The organism is Cyclobacterium amurskyense (genome assembly GCF_001050135.1).
In the GTDB taxonomy this organism is placed as follows: domain Bacteria; phylum Bacteroidota; class Bacteroidia; order Cytophagales; family Cyclobacteriaceae; genus Cyclobacterium; species Cyclobacterium amurskyense.
On the sequence record NZ_CP012040.1, the window covers coordinates 5,531,919 to 5,548,777 of the forward strand.

A 16,859-nucleotide genomic window follows, 5' to 3' on the forward strand; every position below is an offset into this window, starting at 1 on the left:
AAGGCTTATTATTTTTTTGCAATGTATTGCAACAAGTCTACTACTTTGTTAGAGTATCCCCATTCGTTGTCATACCATGCAACCAATTTCACAAATTTGTCACTTAACTGGATTCCAGCACCTGCATCAAATATAGAAGTTCTTGGGTCACCGATAAAATCATTAGAAACAACTGCATCTTCAGTGTAACCCATGATTCCTTTTAGTTCTCCATCAGCCGCTTCCTTCATTTTGGCACAAATCTCTTCGTAAGTAGCACCTTTTTCCAATCTTACAGTTAAATCTACTACAGATACATCAGGAGTAGGAACTCTGAAAGACATACCAGTCAATTTACCATTCAATTCAGGGATAACTTTACCTACAGCTTTAGCTGCACCAGTAGAAGAAGGGATGATGTTTTGTCCAGCACCTCTTCCGCCTCTCCAGTCCTTCATAGAAGGTCCGTCAACAGTTTTTTGAGTTGCAGTAGTAGCATGTACAGTAGTCATTAATCCTTCTACGATACCCCAATTGTCATTCACCACTTTTGCAAGAGGAGCAAGACAGTTAGTAGTACAAGAAGCATTGGAAACAAATACCATGTCAGAAGTATATGTACCTTCGTTCACGCCCATAACGATCATCGGCGTATCATCTTTTGAAGGAGCTGACATTACTACTTTTTTAGCACCTGCATCAATATGACCTTGTGCTTTGTCTTTGGTTAAGAATAAACCTGTAGATTCTACAATGTACTCTGCACCTACGTCAGACCATTTCAAATCAGCAGGGTTTCTTTCAGCCGTAACTCTGATGGCGTTGCCATTCACTATTAATTGGCCATCTTTAACTTCCACATCACCTTTAAATTGGCCATGGGTAGAATCATATTTTAGCATGTAGGCCATGTAATCTACATCAATCAAATCGTTGATGCCTACAATTTGAATATCTTCTCTTTCCTGTGCAGCACGGAAAACGAGTCTTCCTATCCTACCGAATCCATTGATACCTACTTTAATTTTTTCCATAATGTTGATTGTCTATTCTATGGTTTATAAGATTACTATTTTTTACTGTCCACCGCTTTGGAAATAATATGAAGTTCTAGTGCTGAACAATTCAAAATTAGCCAATAGTGCCATTTGATCTTTCCTTCCGAAATTTTCAATGGTCAAATTTATAAAAATTAAATTTATCATTGAAATTTTGTTTTTGAATAGTTGTAAAAACTTAACATTTATCCAACAAACCTACCGTTCTGAATTTTTATCTTAATTTTGAGCCTCACACTTAAAAGATTTATGGAAGAATTAGATCAAATGCAGATCAATTTTGGGGAAGGTTCTTTACTATTGATGAACATATCCCTAGCTGTAATTATGTTTGGCGTTGCCCTTGAAATCAAACTTTCAGATTTCACTTATTTATGGACAAACCCAAAATCATTTTTTTTAGGGATTATCTCTCAATTTATACTATTGCCATTTTTAACTTTATTATTGGTATTCGCACTTCAACCCACTCCTAGTGTTGCTTTAGGAATGTTCCTAGTAGCCGCATGTCCGGGTGGTAATATTTCAAATTTCCTAACCAATTACAGTAAGGGTAATAGTGCACTGTCTGTAAGTCTTACGGCATTTGCCACTTTAAGTTCTGTAATACTAACTCCATTTAACTTTGCATTATGGTCAGGCATGTATGAGCCGGCTGCCCTTCTATTAAAAAGCATAAGCCTTGATTATGCCGATGTATTTGAGACAGTAGCTTTGATTTTAGGAATTCCATTAATTTTAGGAATTTATGTCAACAATAAAAAAGCCCAAATGGCCCAAAAAATGGCTAATATCCTTAAGCCCATTAGTGTTGTCATTTTTATAAGCATTGTTATCATTGCATTTTTTAGCAATTTTGACCTATTCATTAGGGTTATAGGATGGATTTTTGGCCTTGTTTTAATGCATAACCTTATTGCTTTAGGTTCAGGCTACAGTATATCGAAAATATTTGGCCTTAACCTTCCCGACACTAAAACGCTAACAATAGAAACAGGCATTCAAAATTCCGGCCTAGCCCTTGTTTTGATTTTCAACTATTTCGATGGATTGGGGGGAATGTCGATTATCGCAGGATGGTGGGGGATTTGGCACATAATATCAGGGTTAACAATTGCTATGCTATGGAAAAAATACAACTATGTGGCAAAAACTATTTAATAGCCTATTGAACCGATGGGTTAAAATTGCCCTATGGTTTTACTTTTCTAAAATTGAGGTAAAGGGCAAATGGAAACCTTATAAAAATAACCCTATTGTTATTGTATCAAACCATCAGAATGCCCTATTGGATCCATTGTTGATCGCAACCTATATCGATCTTAAACCTCATTTTCTATCAAGAGCTTCTGTATTTAAAAATCCCATTATAGCCAAAATATTGACTTTTATCCGGATGGTTCCCGTCTATAGAATCAGAGATGGTTTTGGAAGTATACAAGGAAATAAATCAAGCTTTTCATTTTGCGAATCCGTCTTACAGAAACAAGGGAAAATTCTCTTATTCCCAGAAGGAAACCACAGCCTCAAGAGGCAGGTAAGACCTTTAAGTAAGGGATTCACAAGAATTGTAGCTGGGGCATTAATGCAGGATCCTGAAATGGATTTGAAAATTCTACCCATTGGCCTAAACTTCCAAGCCCACCAAAAATCTGGCACAAAGGTGCTGCTAGAAGTGGGAGAACCAATAGCCGCAAAAGAGTATATGGGCCAAGAGAAAGCCTTGGTGAGAAAAGTGCAAAATGAATTACAAAAATTGACACTGCATCTTCCTGAAGACAATTATGAAAATGCCCTTATTAAGCTCCTCCGAACCGACACTGATCTCACTACCTTCCGGACAGATAGTACACCTACCACCTCAAAACCAGTAGTTAGACAAAAAAATGCTCATCCAAAATGGAAAAATCGCTTGTTTAAGGCCATGCATTTACCTCTATGGCTAGTGTGGGCATGGATAAAACCTAAAATAAAAGACACCGTGTTTTATGGTACGATCAAATTTTGTCTGGGCTTGGTCGCTACCCCTATTTATTACCTCTTGGTTTTTATTTTAATTTATTCCTTTGCTTCTCTAAACACAGCTATTGTTTGTATCTTGCTTATGCTTTTAAGCTTAAAGATCAACCGAAATTGGTACAATGAAGGAGAAGAGGCGTTGATCTAATATTGTTTGAATTAGTAGTGATTTCAAATTTAATCTATGTCAAATCTATCATTGATTATCGAAGAAAGGGCAGCTTCTATCGGAAGTTTTTTGGTAGGGAGATTATTACCTTTTGCACAGAAAAGAGCAGTAGGCCCATTTGTATTTATCGACCATATGGGGCCTGTGCAATTGGATAAAGGGCAAAACCTGGATGTACCACCACATCCACATATAGGACTTTCTACCCTCACCTTTTTATTTGAAGGGTCTATATTGCATAAAGACAGTTTGGGTACCTCCGTAGAGGTCAAACCAGGTGAAGTGAATTGGATGACCGCAGGAAAGGGTGTAGTCCATTCGGAAAGAACCCCAGATTACCTTAGAAAAGTGGACAAAAAGCTTCATGGATTGCAAATATGGGTAGCTCTACCGAAAAATCTGGAACAAATGCCTCCCTCCTTTTCACATATCTCCGCAGATGAGATTCCTGCATGGGAGCAAGATGGTGTCCAAATGAAATTGATCGCTGGCAAAGCTTTTGGCAGGAAATCACCTGTACCCACCTATAGTGATTTGTACTTTTTAGAGATAAAGAGCAGTAAAGAAACTACATTGAATATTGGAGATGATTTATTTGGGGAAAGTGCACTATATATCCTAAGTGGGGAGATAAGTTCCGAAGGGAATACCTACGGACCTAAACAATTATTGGTAGCAAAGGATAGTAAAATATGCACTTTTACTATAGGGGAAAATACCACCGTTTACCTTTTTGGCGGCGAACCTTTTCCTGAAGAACGATTCATTGAATGGAACTTTGTCTCGTCAGACAAGGAATTAATCAAAGCAGCCAAATTAAAATGGCTTAACCAAACTTTCCCGAAAGTATCAGGTGAAACAGATTTTGTTCCTCTTCCTCAAAAAGGCAAATTCTAGTTTTAGGCTTGTCTCATCAATTCCCGTAAATTCAAAGGATAATTGAATGAAGACTACTGAATAGACAACTATCCACTCTGAAAAGCAATTTGTAAATAGTAGTTTGCTAGCACAAAGATTACAGGTATATTTGAACCCGGATTATGTAATAGAATTTCTCCGCCCTGACAATGGTCAGGGGTGAAGCCTGTCCCGTGTTTACGGGAAGTGTTGCAATCGCAAGAAAATCAGGCTGTTTGGAGATTTTAGCATAGCACATCTATGGTGAAATTGAAAACAGCAACGAAGTGACTGATTTTAAAGCGATTTCAGCATGTAATAGAATGTCCATTGCATATTTCGGGTTGATGGTTGTGCACCTTGATATTAATTATTCACTAAGGTTGTAAGGTAGGCGATAAAAGGTAACACTATGGAATATAAGCGACTATTGGAGAATAACAGGGTTTGGGTTCAGAAAAAATTGGCCCAAGACAAAGATTTTTTTGAAAAGCTTTCCAAAGGTCAAACGCCTAAGCACCTTTTTATTGGTTGTAGTGACAGCAGGGTTACAGCAGAAGAACTTTTAGGGGCTGATGCTGGGGAAGTATTTGTACACAGAAACATCGCGAATTTAGTTCCTAATAATGACAATAATTCAGCCTCGGTAATAGAGTATGCTGTGGGCCACCTAGAAGTGCGACATATAATTGTCTGCGGTCATTACTTGTGCGGGGGAATAGCTGCCGCTCTGGAATCAAAAGACTTAGGTATATTAAATCCCTGGTTAAGAAATATTAGGGATGTATATCGTTTACATTTTCAAGAGTTAAATTTAATTACGAATGAGCGGGAGCGATACAATCGACTTGTCGAATTGAATGTTCAGGAACAATGCATAAATGTGATAAAAATGGCTGTATGGCAAAAGAGCTTCCTAAAAAATGGAGGTCCAATAATTCATGGAGTTGTTTTTGATATCAAAACAGGCAATTTGATAGACTTAAATATAGATATAAATAAAATATTGAAAGAAGTCCGAAATATATATGACTTGGGAACGGAACTGCTTTAAAGTGAAAAGCTTCCCAAAATGCTACCTATCCTAATAGGCTTAAGTAGTCCTCTACCTTATCTTCCAACTCCTTTACTTTTTTTCAGTAGTCCAAGGTAATTTTACTGCGGATTTTACTTTGGGAAACAAAACATAGTCCGCCTCACCAAAAAGAACCATACTGTATACCTTATCTGCTTTGACATTGTCTCTGATAAACTGAATGGTTTTGCCTGTTATAGAAATATCATCCACAATTAGAATCCGGTGATGCCCGAAAAAATCCCAGGCAGCACTGTTTTCAATTTCTGCTGTAGATACAGAAAATTTCCCTCGCTTGTTCTTCTTACCTACAATAATTAATTTTAATTCAACGCCTAACTGATGAGCTATCATTGCCGCAGGTGACTTTGCTCCCTGAGAAATACCCAAAACCAAATCAATTTCAGGAAAATCAAATCCATACAATGCCTCACTAATGGCACCAAATGAAATATCTAAAGAAGGTTCCATAATTTAACTTTAAACTGTCAGAAAAATTTAAATTTCATTTGACCCTGAAATTTTCAAAAGTAACATTATTTCTGGTTGAATTCATTTCTAATCCTGTCATAAAAATCAGGATGTTCCTTACACCCAACTAAAAAACAAATTTTTAAACTAATTAACAATTTTAATTAGTTGAATTTTTCGCTTAAAAAAACAATTGGAACTAAGTAAAAAAATAAATTATTTACCCTGTAACCCAACTCAATTTTAGACAAACCTGCATTCAGGTTATCTTTCTTAATTAAAATAAAAATTAATTCATATATAGCCATAACCTATTATTTTATTGCCTCTATAATGAGAGGCATAAAGTCAAACAATGGCAATAATTAAATCACCTTTTCAAACTACATCATTACGTAAACATAATTAAACTTTATTTAAAAGACTAAATTTCAATAACTTAAACACATATTTTTAAATGGTCTGATAATTGCTACTTTCAAAACGAAATAAAACAACCATAAATAATAGAAAACCTTATGCCCGTAATTGGTGAACTCATAAAAAAAGCCATTGAACTTGGCGGTAAATTAAATTCAGAAAATAGCCCAGAAAAAGACCAGGAAAAGGTTTTAACCCAATTGTTGGAAACGGCTAAAGACACCGCTTTTGGAAAATACTATGGATTTAAAAACATCCTCGATGCTGAGGATATACCTAAGGCTTTTCAAAACAAAGTCCCCTATCATGATTATGATAAAATCTACAATGAATGGTGGAAAAAAATAAGGGAAGGGCATGAAGACATTACCTGGCCAGGAATTAACAAATATTTTGCAGTCAGTTCAGGAACAACCAGCAATAGCAAATATATCCCTGTGACGGAGGATATGGTTGATGCCATAAGAAAAACAGGTATTCAACAGGTAGTAAGCTTATCCAAATATGATTTACCTCCTGACTTTTTTGAAAGACAAATCATGATGTTGGGAAGTTCTACAGCACTTCAGCAGCAGGATGGTTTTTTACAAGGTGAAATAAGTGGTATCAGCGCCAATCAAATCCCTTTCTGGTTTCAAAGCTTCTATAAACCAGGGCCCGAAATCTCAGCCATTGAAGACTGGGATGAAAGAATCGAAGAGATTGCAAAAAATGCTAAAGATTGGGACATTGGAAGTATATCTGGTATTCCATCATGGATAGAGTTGATGATGAAAAGAGTGATCTCCTACCATGGAGTCTCTTCTATTCATGTCATCTGGCCCAACCTCTCCGTTTATACTCCCGGTGGTGTAGCCTTTGAGCCTCACAGAAAAAGCTTTGAGAAAAATCTTGCTCACCCATTGATTTATATAGACACTTATCTTGCTTCGGAAGGTTTTCTGGCTTTTCAGAACCGTCCCGATACAGATGCAATGGCCTTGGTTTTAGACAATGGTGTGTACTTTGAATTTGTGCCTTTTGAGCCTGAAAACATAGATGAAAATGGGGCTGTAAATGCCGATGCCAAAGCATTGGGGATTGCTGAAGTAGAAGAAAATAAAGATTATATTCTAATGATTTCTACTGTTGCCGGCACATGGCGGTACATGATTGGAGATACGATAGCATTTACCAATAAGGAGCGTTCAGAAATACGCATAACAGGGAGAACCAAATTTTTTCTCAATGTAGTAGGAAGCCAATTGGGTGTTCACCAAATGGACAAGGCAATGGAAGCATTACAGGAAAAATTCAATCTAGCAATTCCTGAATACACCGTGGCGGCTATTGAAGAAAATGATGAATATCTCCATCGCTGGTACTTGGGTAAAGACTCAGGAGATGCCGATGAAGCTGCTGTTAAAGATTTTCTGGATGCTTTCCTTCGAGAGAACAATAAGAATTATAATGTAGCCAGAAACAAAGCTTTAAAAAGCATTGATGTAAAAATTGTGCCTGTATCGACCTTCATTGCCTACAATGAAAAACAGAAAAAGAAGGGTGGTCAAGTCAAATTTCCACGAGTCATGAAAGCGGAACCTTTTGGTAAATGGGAGGATTTCGTAAAAAGCATTTAACAATATCATAGTGGATGAAACCAAACAAGCCTTTTTTTGATTGTAAATGATCAAGGACATCAATTGTCATGTTTGATTAGTAATCATTTTTTCATCCCTAGCAATGTTAATTTTCAAATCACTGTCTTCGTCAAATTACCGGTATTTCTTTACCGGACAGGCATTTTCAAACCTGGGAAATATGATGAAGCAGGTAGTGGTAGGCTGGTTGGTGTATAGCCTTACCGGCTCTGCCCTACTTTTAGGTGTGGTGTCCTTTTCAAGGGAGATTTCAGCTTTTCTTATTTCTATCTTTGCAGGAGTATTTGCAGACAAGTATAACAAGCACAAGTTGCTGATGGTCTGCCAAACCATCATTGCCATCAATGCTACAGCCTTGGCTGTATTCACCATTTCAGGCAATATAAATTTCACCCTAATACTCAGCTTAGAAATTATTTTTGGGCTGATAAGTGGGCTAGAAATGCCTTCAAGGCATGCTTTTGTCAACGATCTGGTTGAAGACAAGGCCTACCTAACCAATGCCATAGCATTGAACTCTTCGCTTTTCAATACTGCCCGAATAGTAGGCCCTGCCCTTGCAGGAATTTTAATTCCTTTAATAGGTGAAGGGTATTGTTTTCTACTTTACGCTATAGCGAGTTTTAGCGTGGTAGTGTTTTTCGCCTTTATTAAGTACCGACCTGCGCCGAAAGAATTTCCTAAACAGAATTTCAAAAATGCATTTGCAGAAGGCGCAAGGTTTGCCTTTAAAACAAAACACCTGCGTTTTATAATGTTGTTTGTTGCTGCCATCACCTTAATTGGCATGTCCTATATGGTCATTCTACCCGTCTATGCTGCAGAGATATTTGATGGGGATGCGGTGATTTTCGGGTACATGACAAGTGCTGTTGGCCTAGGTTCTTTGGTAGGTGCATTTTTTGTTGGAACAAAAAATAACATTTTAGGATTGGATAAGTTAATACTCATAGGCACCATAATATTTGGTTTGGGACTGGCGGTGTTTTCCTTCAGTTCAATATTATGGCTCTCATTACTAGCGCTTTTGGCTACAGGTCTGGGAAGAGTAATCATTTTTACCGGATCCAACACTTTGATTCAATCCATTTCACCTGAGGAGAAAAGGGGAAGGGTCTTAAGCTTCTATATCATGCTGTTTATGGGTTCACTTTCCTTGGGCAGCTTTGTAATTGGATTTGTAACTGACGGCATTGGTGGTCCATTGACACTGGCTTTTGGAAGTTTAGGCGTGCTCCTTTTAGCTGCTTATTATGCCAAGAGCCTCCCTTTGTTTAGAAAAAGAACCTATAGGGCTATCAAAAAATCTGAACTATAATAAACCTTACAACCTAACCCAAGAACAAAATGAAACCACTACCTCTTCTATTAACTAATACCCTCACTTTTATTTTTACTTTATTCATTAATTACCTGGGAGGCTCCGGAAATTATTTTGGTAATTCAGTAGGTGACATCAGCGACGATTTCACCACCTTGATTACACCGGCAGGGTACGCTTTCTCCATTTGGGGCTTGATCTATTTGGCTTTGATTGCTTACTTGATTTACCAATGGATTGGTTATTATAAAAATCAAAACGACCTATCATTAACCCCTTCAGGTATTTGGTTTATCGTAGCCAATTTGAGCAATGCCCTTTGGATATATGTGTGGGTCAATGAACAAATACTCCTCTCTGTAGTGGTGATTCTAGTATTATTATTCTCATTGATTCAATTGGTTATTAGACTAAGATTGGAAACCTATGATGCACCTTTGAAAACCATCTTTTTTGTCTGGTGGCCCATTTGCCTTTATACTGGTTGGGTCATTTTGGCTACTGTTTTGACCCTATCTGTAGGAATCAAAAATACAGGGATATTAGATGACATTTGGACAGAAACAGGTTGGGCAGCTTTGGTACTTATTGTGGCCACTTCTATCTATGGTTTGTTAACCTATTATAGAAATATGCGGGAAGCTGCATTGGTAGGTGCCTGGGGCATAACAGCAATTGCTGCCAAGCAATGGGAATTAAATGATACGCTCAGTATTGTAGCGGTCGTAATGGTAGGTGTATTGGTTGTTATTGTTGCCTTCCATGGCTTCATCAATCGAAAAACTTCTATCCCCGCTAAAATGAAAAGTTAAACGCATGAGCTACTTTGCTTCATCTAATACACATTTCGGGTTTAACCATCAGTAGGCTTTGGGTCGAGAAAATACCTTTTCATTATTTTCTCGGCCATTTTATTTTGGGGAGTGAAATCAGGTTCACGTCCTGAAGGCTCAGGATACCATTTCCAAAAATACACCCCTTGCATCCAAGGCTTCTCCCATACAGCTTCAAAGAAGGCTTCATAACACAAGGCTTGAACCTCTTCCGAAAGGTTGGAAGCATGCCTTTCATTGGGCCATACCCAAGGCGATTGTGCAGCATCTTCGGTATTGCAGTAGCCTATTTCAGTAAATAAAACAGGCTTTTGATAGGTCCTGTTTGTTTTTTCAATTTCTGGAATCACCTTTTCCCAACCAGCAATCAATTGAGCTAAATCAGGAACTTTATCGTCTTTTACCAATGGAAAATAAGCCTGAATACCAATATAATCCAAAGCATCCCAAAAATTAACCTTTTGGTATTCTGTGAAATTGGCAGCATAGGTAAGCTTTCCATGGTAAACTTCTCTGATGGCACTAATAATATCCCGCCATTCCTTCTCTTTATGACTGGCCTTTTCCAATTCAGTACCTATGCATAAAATAGGGATGCCTTGCCTTTCAGCAATCCGTGCATAATAAAGAATAAAGTCTTTGTAATTTTCAAACCACAGGTCCCAATCTTTTTCATTGGTCATGGCTATTTCTCCAGGCCAGGATCCTCTCACCCAAATATGAGGCTTCAAGATATTGGTAAGCCCCAAGGAACTGGCTGTATCAGAAGTGGAAATTAACCCATTGCTACTTTCCCCCCACCATGATTTTTTACGGTCCTTTTCCCAACTTAATTCTGGAGCAGTAACCGACTTCTGCCAGCCAAATGGGGTTTGTGAAAGGTGGCTAACCCCTAAATTTTGCAAAGTGCGCAATTCCCCTCCTTGAAGTGGGTTCCTACTTCCTACCCAACAAACCCCTTTGTGTTTCACCCCTTCATAACTGGCCAATTTTTTATTGCTTTCACATGACAGGCATAGAAAAATCCCTAAAAGGAGACTTAGGGTTAAATACCAATTTTTCAGATTAAATTGCATCATGCTTATTTCTTTTTATCAAGATAAATATAAAACTACCAATCATCAAAAGATAAACCCAACTAAAAGGCAACGCAATCAAAATAAGCAGTTGACTAACAGCCTGTAACAGTTCTTCTTTTCCTATAAATAGGGTTGCAATTGTAAATAAGGACAATATCAAACCCCAGCCCAATAAATGTTGTTTATCCGGCTCCATATTCCCTCTGTCTGCAAACATGCCTAGAACATAAATGGCAGAATCCAATGAGGTAATCAGGAAGGTAAAAACCAAGATAAAAGCCAATATTTTCATAACAGCAGCAAATGAAAAGCTGTCAAAGAAAACAAAGATGGATCCATACAAAGAATCGTATTGACCGCTGTAGTTTTCAGGGTTTCCTATCAATTCAAAGACCGAGGTTCCAAACACTGTGAACCAGAGAAATGTACCTAGTGAGGGCACCAAAATGACCCCAAATATAAAAGCCCTAAATGTTCTACCCTTTGAAATACGTGCAATAAACACCCCTGTAAATGGTGCCCAGGAAAGCCAGAAGGCCCAATAAAAAAAGGTCCAATCCATTAAGAATTCCTGGGAAACACTTTTGCTTCCATAATTGATGCTCATGGGCAAAAAATCATACGCATAGGCAGCTATAGAAGATAAAAGATTACCCATAATTCCTACAATATCACCTGAAAACAAGGTGGCCAATAGTAGGAAGATTGCCACACTTATATTAAAGCGGGATAAATTTTGAATTCCTTTACTCAGCCCTGAAAATGCGGAAATCGTAGCCAATCCGCCAAGCAGTAGTACTACCAAGGCATTGTTGAAATAGCTGATTTCTACCTCTACAAATAGCTTTTGAAAACCCACCAGTAATTGCCTACTGCCTAATCCTACAGCGCCTACCACACCAAATAAGGTACTGATAATGGTAATTACATCTACAATTACAATCAATAAAGGCCTATTGTATCTACCTACCAGAAGCGAGGAACTTAACATGGCTCTCCCCTTCCCGTAAACCAGGTAGCCAATCATCAAGCCAAATAGCCCATAAAATGCCCAAGGTGTCAAGCCCCAATGAAAAAACGTGTATTCCAAAGCGAAAACCTCTCCTGATAAGTCTGTTGATCTAGGTGGATTGGTGAAATAATAGACAGGTTCCTGTACGGCCCTTAGCATTAGCCCCGCGCCCATGCCTGTACTATAAAGCATGGCTACCCAGGAAAACCAATTGTAAGCAACGGGACCTTCACCCAATTTAATTTTTCCCCAGGGAGAAATGGCGATTCCTATCAATAGCAACACCATAAATAGACCTAAGACCAAATAATAATTCCCAAATAAGCTTAAAGTAGATGCGGAAGCAATTGCCAATTGTTCCCTGATCCCCACAGGGAAGCTAAAGGCCAAAACCAAAAAGAACAGGCAAATGGACAATGCAATTATAAAGGTCGGCTGGCGGTAAAAGGTCACGATAGTAGGTATATATTTTTTTCAATTTAACCATAAATAAAGCGTTTATCCAAAAATTAATTTATGTTCAATTTTATCTTCCTAAGCACCGAATTTTCTTCCATCACTCAGGCTAACAAAAGGTAGGTGGTCGGAAGCATCTGGAAGGAAAAAAGGCAGGAGGAAAAAATAGTAAGAAGTATTGGAATCAATTGAAATTCATCTTTGACCGGACCAAATCATACTCAGAATGGGTAAAATGGTTATATTGATTAATGTGGAATGAATGCCACCCTTTCAGGGCTCAGGATTTAAAATTTTCACCTTTTTCCACAGGGCTGACACCCTGTGCTAAGTTACTATGCCCTTTCAGGGCTAAAATGAAGAAAACATCAGGATAATAAATACATTTTCAACTAAAAACCCAAGGTGGTTAAGCACAAACTCCTACAATTCAATCCCGGCCCTGAAAGGGACAAATTCAATAGCACAGGGTGAAGCCATGTGTAGAAAATCAGTATTGCAACCTAAGCCCTGCAGGGGCGAAATATTTGAGCAATTCGGGATTTATCTGTGATGAATACCAAATTTTCATGGCACAGGATTTAAATTTTCACCTTTTTCCACAGGGCTGACACCCTGTGCTAAGTTTTTATGCCCTTTCAGGGCAAAATCAAAAAAATATCCCGATTATAAGTTCATTTTCAACTAAAAATCCAATGAGGTTAAACAGCTATTCGTAAGTCCTGAAAAAGCAAAATCCCCCTTTTTTTCAAAGGGGGATTTGTACAGTTCGTATTAGCGGATACGTTTTTACATTTTAATCAATTACTCCTCAGAAATGGTAAAACCGAGCTTTTCCAATCCTGCTTGAATCTCTGGTGCAGCCATAAATAACTGCCAGCCCAATCCTGTTCTGTAATTCTCAATCATGGCTACAATGGGTCCCTGATCAATGGCCAAATACCGCTGTGGATACCAATCTTTTTCCGGGCTTAGGGCATCATAGAAACCATAACGCCCAAAAACCTTTTCCCCATAATTGTAATACAAATTCTTTATCACCGCCATGCTTTCTTCAGGCGTATAAGGAATAGAAGACAATGCAGCTGTGGGAGAAATCACCCCCAGATCATTTCCTGGCTTATGGGCAGCATATCCTGTTACGGTATAGCTTGCCGTCAAGCCCCAAAGGTCTTCTCCATAGCCTTTAAATCCTTGTTCATTATTTACACACCATTGCCTGTTAATCAAAGTATGGTTTCGGTTATGCTCCCAATAGTTGGCGTATTGGTCTTTTAAGCCCTTAGGATTTAGGCCTAAATAAGAGTAATGAGACCAAAATAAGGGGCCTCCAAACTCAGGTGAGCCATTGTGTTTCAAAGGAAGGTCATGTCCATAGGCCGAAGTGTCATTTACAATCCCACCATCCCTGGCCCAACCTTTATGGTAAACACTTACAGGTACGCTGAAAGTCGGGGACGAAGCGGCCAAAACATACGTAATCATGCACTCATCATACCCCTTGATCCCAAAATTCTTTTGCCAACCAAAATTTGGTGACCAATGCCAATATAGAATATCCTGACCACCTTGGGTGTACCAGTTCCACTCCATAGAATTCCATAATTCATCAATCTTTTGGGCAAGCTGCTTTTCTCGTTCAGTCCCATTTTTATAGTATTCTCTCACGGCCAATAAACCCTGCATTAAGAAGGCTGACTCTACTAAATCTCCTCCATCATCATCATTTCCAAAAGGCTTAACTTTTCCGCTCTCACCATGAATCCAATGCGGCCAAACCCCATGAAACCTATCAGCCTTTTCAAGAAAATCAACTATACGCTCAAAACGTACTATCCCTTCTTCCTTGCTCACCCAATTTCTTTCTATTCCAGCCAACAGGCCAAAAATACCAAAACCAGTTCCTCCCGTGGTCACTACATTTTGATCATTCTGTGGGTAGTTTCCATCCATATGAACTCGTTCTCTTGCCATTCCTGAATTGGGTTCTGCACCTTCCCAAAAATACCGAAATGTGTAAAATTGAACCATATCTAGCAGTTCTTCGTCCGTCATTGATCGGGTAGCTACTGTGACTTCACCCAAGCTTTCAGTACCTTCATTTAATTGTGCTTCCACCTTGTAGGAAAGTTCTAGCTCAGTCCCCAGGTCGTTCACAAAATCCATGTAAATGGTATCCTTCACGTTTGCTCTTTCTGTATAGCTATTGTCCTCTTTTTTTACAAAAACAGCATAGCTCTTAGCCCCTTCAACAGGCTCCCATTGCAATTCAACATGTCGGTCATATCCCTTTACAATTATCCTCTTGGATGGTTCGGGATTGTTGTTACAACTTGAAATAAGGAGCAACACTTCTATTCCAAAAATCCATAAGTTTAATGTCCTGTTCATTTGATATCTCTTTTATATTGACGCTATTAATCAATTTTTTAATAACTAAACCCCAATTTATCCAGGCCGGCTTGTACCTGCTGGTTTTGCATAAAATGTTCCCATAACAATCCAGTCCGGTGATTTTCTATCATGATTACAATAGGCCCCTGATCAATGGCAAGATAACTGTCTGAAATCCAGTCCTCAGTGATGTTAAGTGCATCGTAAAAACCATATTCTCCCCATAACCTGTCTCCCAAACCATAATAATACAATTCAAGTGCATCCATAGAAGCTTCGGGTGTGTAGGGCATGGATGACAATGCAGCAGTAGGAGAAATAACTCCCTTGTCATTGGTGGGAGAATGCGCGGAATACCCTTCTTGGTTATCACTGGCTGTCAGCCCCCACATAACTGGCCCATACCCAACATAGCCCAAACTGTTTTGCTCGCTATAGACTTGGTGAATTAGGCTATGGTTTACATTTTGAGTCCAGTAGTTGGCGTATTGATCCTTTAAGTTTCTGGGGTCCAAACCTAAAAACGAATAATGCGCGTAAAACAAGGGGCCTCCCATTGCAACGCCTAAAGGCAATTCCATCCCAAAATAACTGTTCCCATTCATTATTCCTCCATCTCTTGCCCAGCCCTTATGGTACACCTCTGCAGCTATGGGATGGGTAGGGGATGAAGCTGCCAAAACATATACAATAAGGGCTTCATTGTATCCGGAAACGGGTAAATTCATATCCCATTCATTGTTTGGAGACCAGTGCCAGAACAATTTGTTTTGACCTCCTCTCGTATACCAATCCCACTCTACTTCCTCCCATAAAACATTTATATCCTCAATGATTTCATTCTCCGTGACATTAGAAGGATCCAGGTATTCTTTAACAGTTAATAGCCCCTGAATGAGCAGGGCTGTCTCAACAAGATCTCCCCCATCGTCTTTGGGACTGAAAGGAATCACTTTCCCAGTATTGCCATTTAACCAATGAGGCCATACACCATGAAACCTATCTGCTTTTGATAAAAATTCCACCACTTTTGCCCACCTTTCCACACCCTCACTTCTACTTATAAATCCTCTTTCTATTCCAACAATAATGGCCATCATTCCAAAGCCGGTTCCACCAGTGGTTACCAGGTCCCCTGAAGTATTTCTTTCTCTTACCAATCCACTACTCGGGTGTGCAAAATCCCAGAAATACTTAAAGGTTTGCTCCTGAACAAGCGTTAATAAAGCAGCATCGGTGAGAAAAGGAAATTTATTAAGCTCAGATTTGCCTGTAAAAAATTCAACAGTAAAATCATCTAATTCTTCTGACACTGAAGAATTAGGGTCGGAGACTATTGAAAGGGTATGCTTTTTAAAATCATTAAGTAAACCTGTACTTTTGATTGTCCAAGTCTTCTCACTATCTCCTGCTTCCACTTTCACAAGAAGCGGGTTCCCGTTCTCTGTTAGCTTTACCTGATCGGATGTAAGGTCGATACCTTGGGAAAAAGTCATGGTTAAAGAAAAGTCTAGACTAGCCCCTACCCATCGGCGGTTACCAACCCATTCAGCCCCATCAATTTCGAAATTAAGCACCTTAATGGCCGCAGATAAGGTGGTAAATTCCACCTTATAACCGGAAAAGTAGGCACCATTTTTCCCTAATGAACCTTCTTTGACTGCTAAGGAATAGGCAGTGCCTTGTTTTAATAAGCCAATAGGTCGGAGGATTATTTCTCTATTTTGAGCTAAAAAATTAACATTAAAATTCACCAATTGACCAGATTTCTTCTCTTTGAGAATTATAAGGTCTTCAATATTGCTTGGCTCTATAGCAACAGAAAAAGTCAAAGATATGCTTTCGTCTACAGCAATACCTGTATTTTGGCTAAAATCCTGAGCCAACATAATTTGACCGGCCGTTGCTTTGGTCAATTGAATATTGGGTGCCTCAGAATTTTCCTCCTGACAAGAAAATATCAAAATCAGGAAAAGGTAGGGTAGAATTAATTTTCGGTACATGCGGTAGAAAATAGAACGGCAGCCGTGATGGGT

At 38.7% G+C, this 16,859-nt stretch carries 13 protein-coding genes; 7 read left to right on the top strand and 6 right to left on the bottom strand.

Annotated elements, in window-relative coordinates; genetic code table 11:
* Window positions 1-8 precede the first annotated feature (8 nt).
* Window positions 9-1,013 carry a type I glyceraldehyde-3-phosphate dehydrogenase gene (gene gap / locus CA2015_RS22130; protein ID WP_048643870.1) on the bottom strand — a complete coding sequence of 335 codons (1,005 nt, stop codon included), beginning with the start codon at window positions 1,011-1,013 and terminating at the stop codon, window positions 9-11.
* 273 nt (window positions 1,014-1,286) lie between these two features.
* Between gap and CA2015_RS22135 the strand changes: the two genes are divergently transcribed.
* The 4 genes from CA2015_RS22135 to CA2015_RS22150 all read left to right on the top strand — a co-directional run bounded on the left by CA2015_RS22135 (window position 1,287) and on the right by CA2015_RS22150 (window position 5,176).
* Window positions 1,287-2,198 (top strand): bile acid:sodium symporter family protein, encoded by a 912-nt coding sequence (locus tag CA2015_RS22135; RefSeq protein ID WP_048643871.1) that lies wholly within the window; start codon window positions 1,287-1,289, stop codon window positions 2,196-2,198.
* Window positions 2,179-3,204: a 1-acyl-sn-glycerol-3-phosphate acyltransferase gene (locus tag CA2015_RS22140; RefSeq protein WP_048643872.1), complete on the top strand. Its 1,026-nt coding sequence runs from the start codon at window positions 2,179-2,181 to the stop codon at window positions 3,202-3,204. The genes CA2015_RS22135 and CA2015_RS22140 overlap by 20 nt, the downstream gene beginning before the upstream one ends.
* Before the next feature lie 36 nt (window positions 3,205-3,240).
* Complete coding sequence (locus CA2015_RS22145) at window positions 3,241-4,122, top strand: pirin family protein (protein WP_048643873.1); 882 nt, start codon at window positions 3,241-3,243, stop codon at window positions 4,120-4,122.
* Between the two features lie 412 nt (window positions 4,123-4,534).
* Window positions 4,535-5,176, top strand: coding sequence for a carbonic anhydrase (locus CA2015_RS22150; protein ID WP_048643874.1), 642 nt, complete (start codon window positions 4,535-4,537; stop codon window positions 5,174-5,176).
* A 72-nt stretch (window positions 5,177-5,248) separates the two neighbouring features.
* Here the strand turns inward: CA2015_RS22150 and CA2015_RS22155 are convergent, their stop codons facing one another.
* The gene (locus CA2015_RS22155; RefSeq protein ID WP_048643875.1) at window positions 5,249-5,668 is read right to left on the bottom strand and encodes a phosphoribosyltransferase; all 420 of its coding nucleotides are present in this window, start codon (window positions 5,666-5,668) and stop codon (window positions 5,249-5,251) included.
* 518 nt (window positions 5,669-6,186) lie between these two features.
* Here CA2015_RS22155 and CA2015_RS22160 point away from each other — a divergent pair.
* The 3 genes from CA2015_RS22160 to CA2015_RS22170 all read left to right on the top strand — a co-directional run bounded on the left by CA2015_RS22160 (window position 6,187) and on the right by CA2015_RS22170 (window position 9,861).
* Window positions 6,187-7,707 carry a GH3 family domain-containing protein gene (locus tag CA2015_RS22160; RefSeq protein ID WP_048643876.1) on the top strand — a complete coding sequence of 507 codons (1,521 nt, stop codon included), beginning with the start codon at window positions 6,187-6,189 and terminating at the stop codon, window positions 7,705-7,707.
* A 103-nt stretch (window positions 7,708-7,810) separates the two neighbouring features.
* Window positions 7,811-9,046: an MFS transporter gene (locus tag CA2015_RS22165; RefSeq protein WP_084011947.1), complete on the top strand. Its 1,236-nt coding sequence runs from the start codon at window positions 7,811-7,813 to the stop codon at window positions 9,044-9,046.
* Between the two features lie 29 nt (window positions 9,047-9,075).
* Window positions 9,076-9,861, top strand: a complete 786-nt coding sequence (locus CA2015_RS22170) for a tryptophan-rich sensory protein (RefSeq protein WP_048643878.1) — start codon at window positions 9,076-9,078, stop codon at window positions 9,859-9,861.
* Window positions 9,862-9,902: 41 nt separating this feature from the next.
* Here the strand turns inward: CA2015_RS22170 and CA2015_RS22175 are convergent, their stop codons facing one another.
* The 4 genes from CA2015_RS22175 to CA2015_RS22190 form a co-directional block, all read right to left on the bottom strand.
* A complete protein-coding gene (locus CA2015_RS22175) occupies window positions 9,903-10,961 on the bottom strand; it encodes a glycoside hydrolase family 113 (RefSeq protein ID WP_240477871.1) in 1,059 nt (352 codons plus the stop codon).
* Entirely contained in the window at window positions 10,948-12,426 is a 1,479-nt protein-coding gene (locus CA2015_RS22180; RefSeq protein WP_048643879.1) for a BCCT family transporter, read from the bottom strand. The genes CA2015_RS22175 and CA2015_RS22180 overlap by 14 nt, the downstream gene beginning before the upstream one ends.
* An 807-nt stretch (window positions 12,427-13,233) precedes the next feature.
* Complete coding sequence (locus CA2015_RS22185) at window positions 13,234-14,820, bottom strand: glucoamylase family protein (protein WP_048643880.1); 1,587 nt, start codon at window positions 14,818-14,820, stop codon at window positions 13,234-13,236.
* Between the two features lie 38 nt (window positions 14,821-14,858).
* Entirely contained in the window at window positions 14,859-16,826 is a 1,968-nt protein-coding gene (locus CA2015_RS22190) for a glucoamylase family protein (RefSeq protein WP_048643881.1), read from the bottom strand.
* Window positions 16,827-16,859 lie beyond the last annotated feature (33 nt).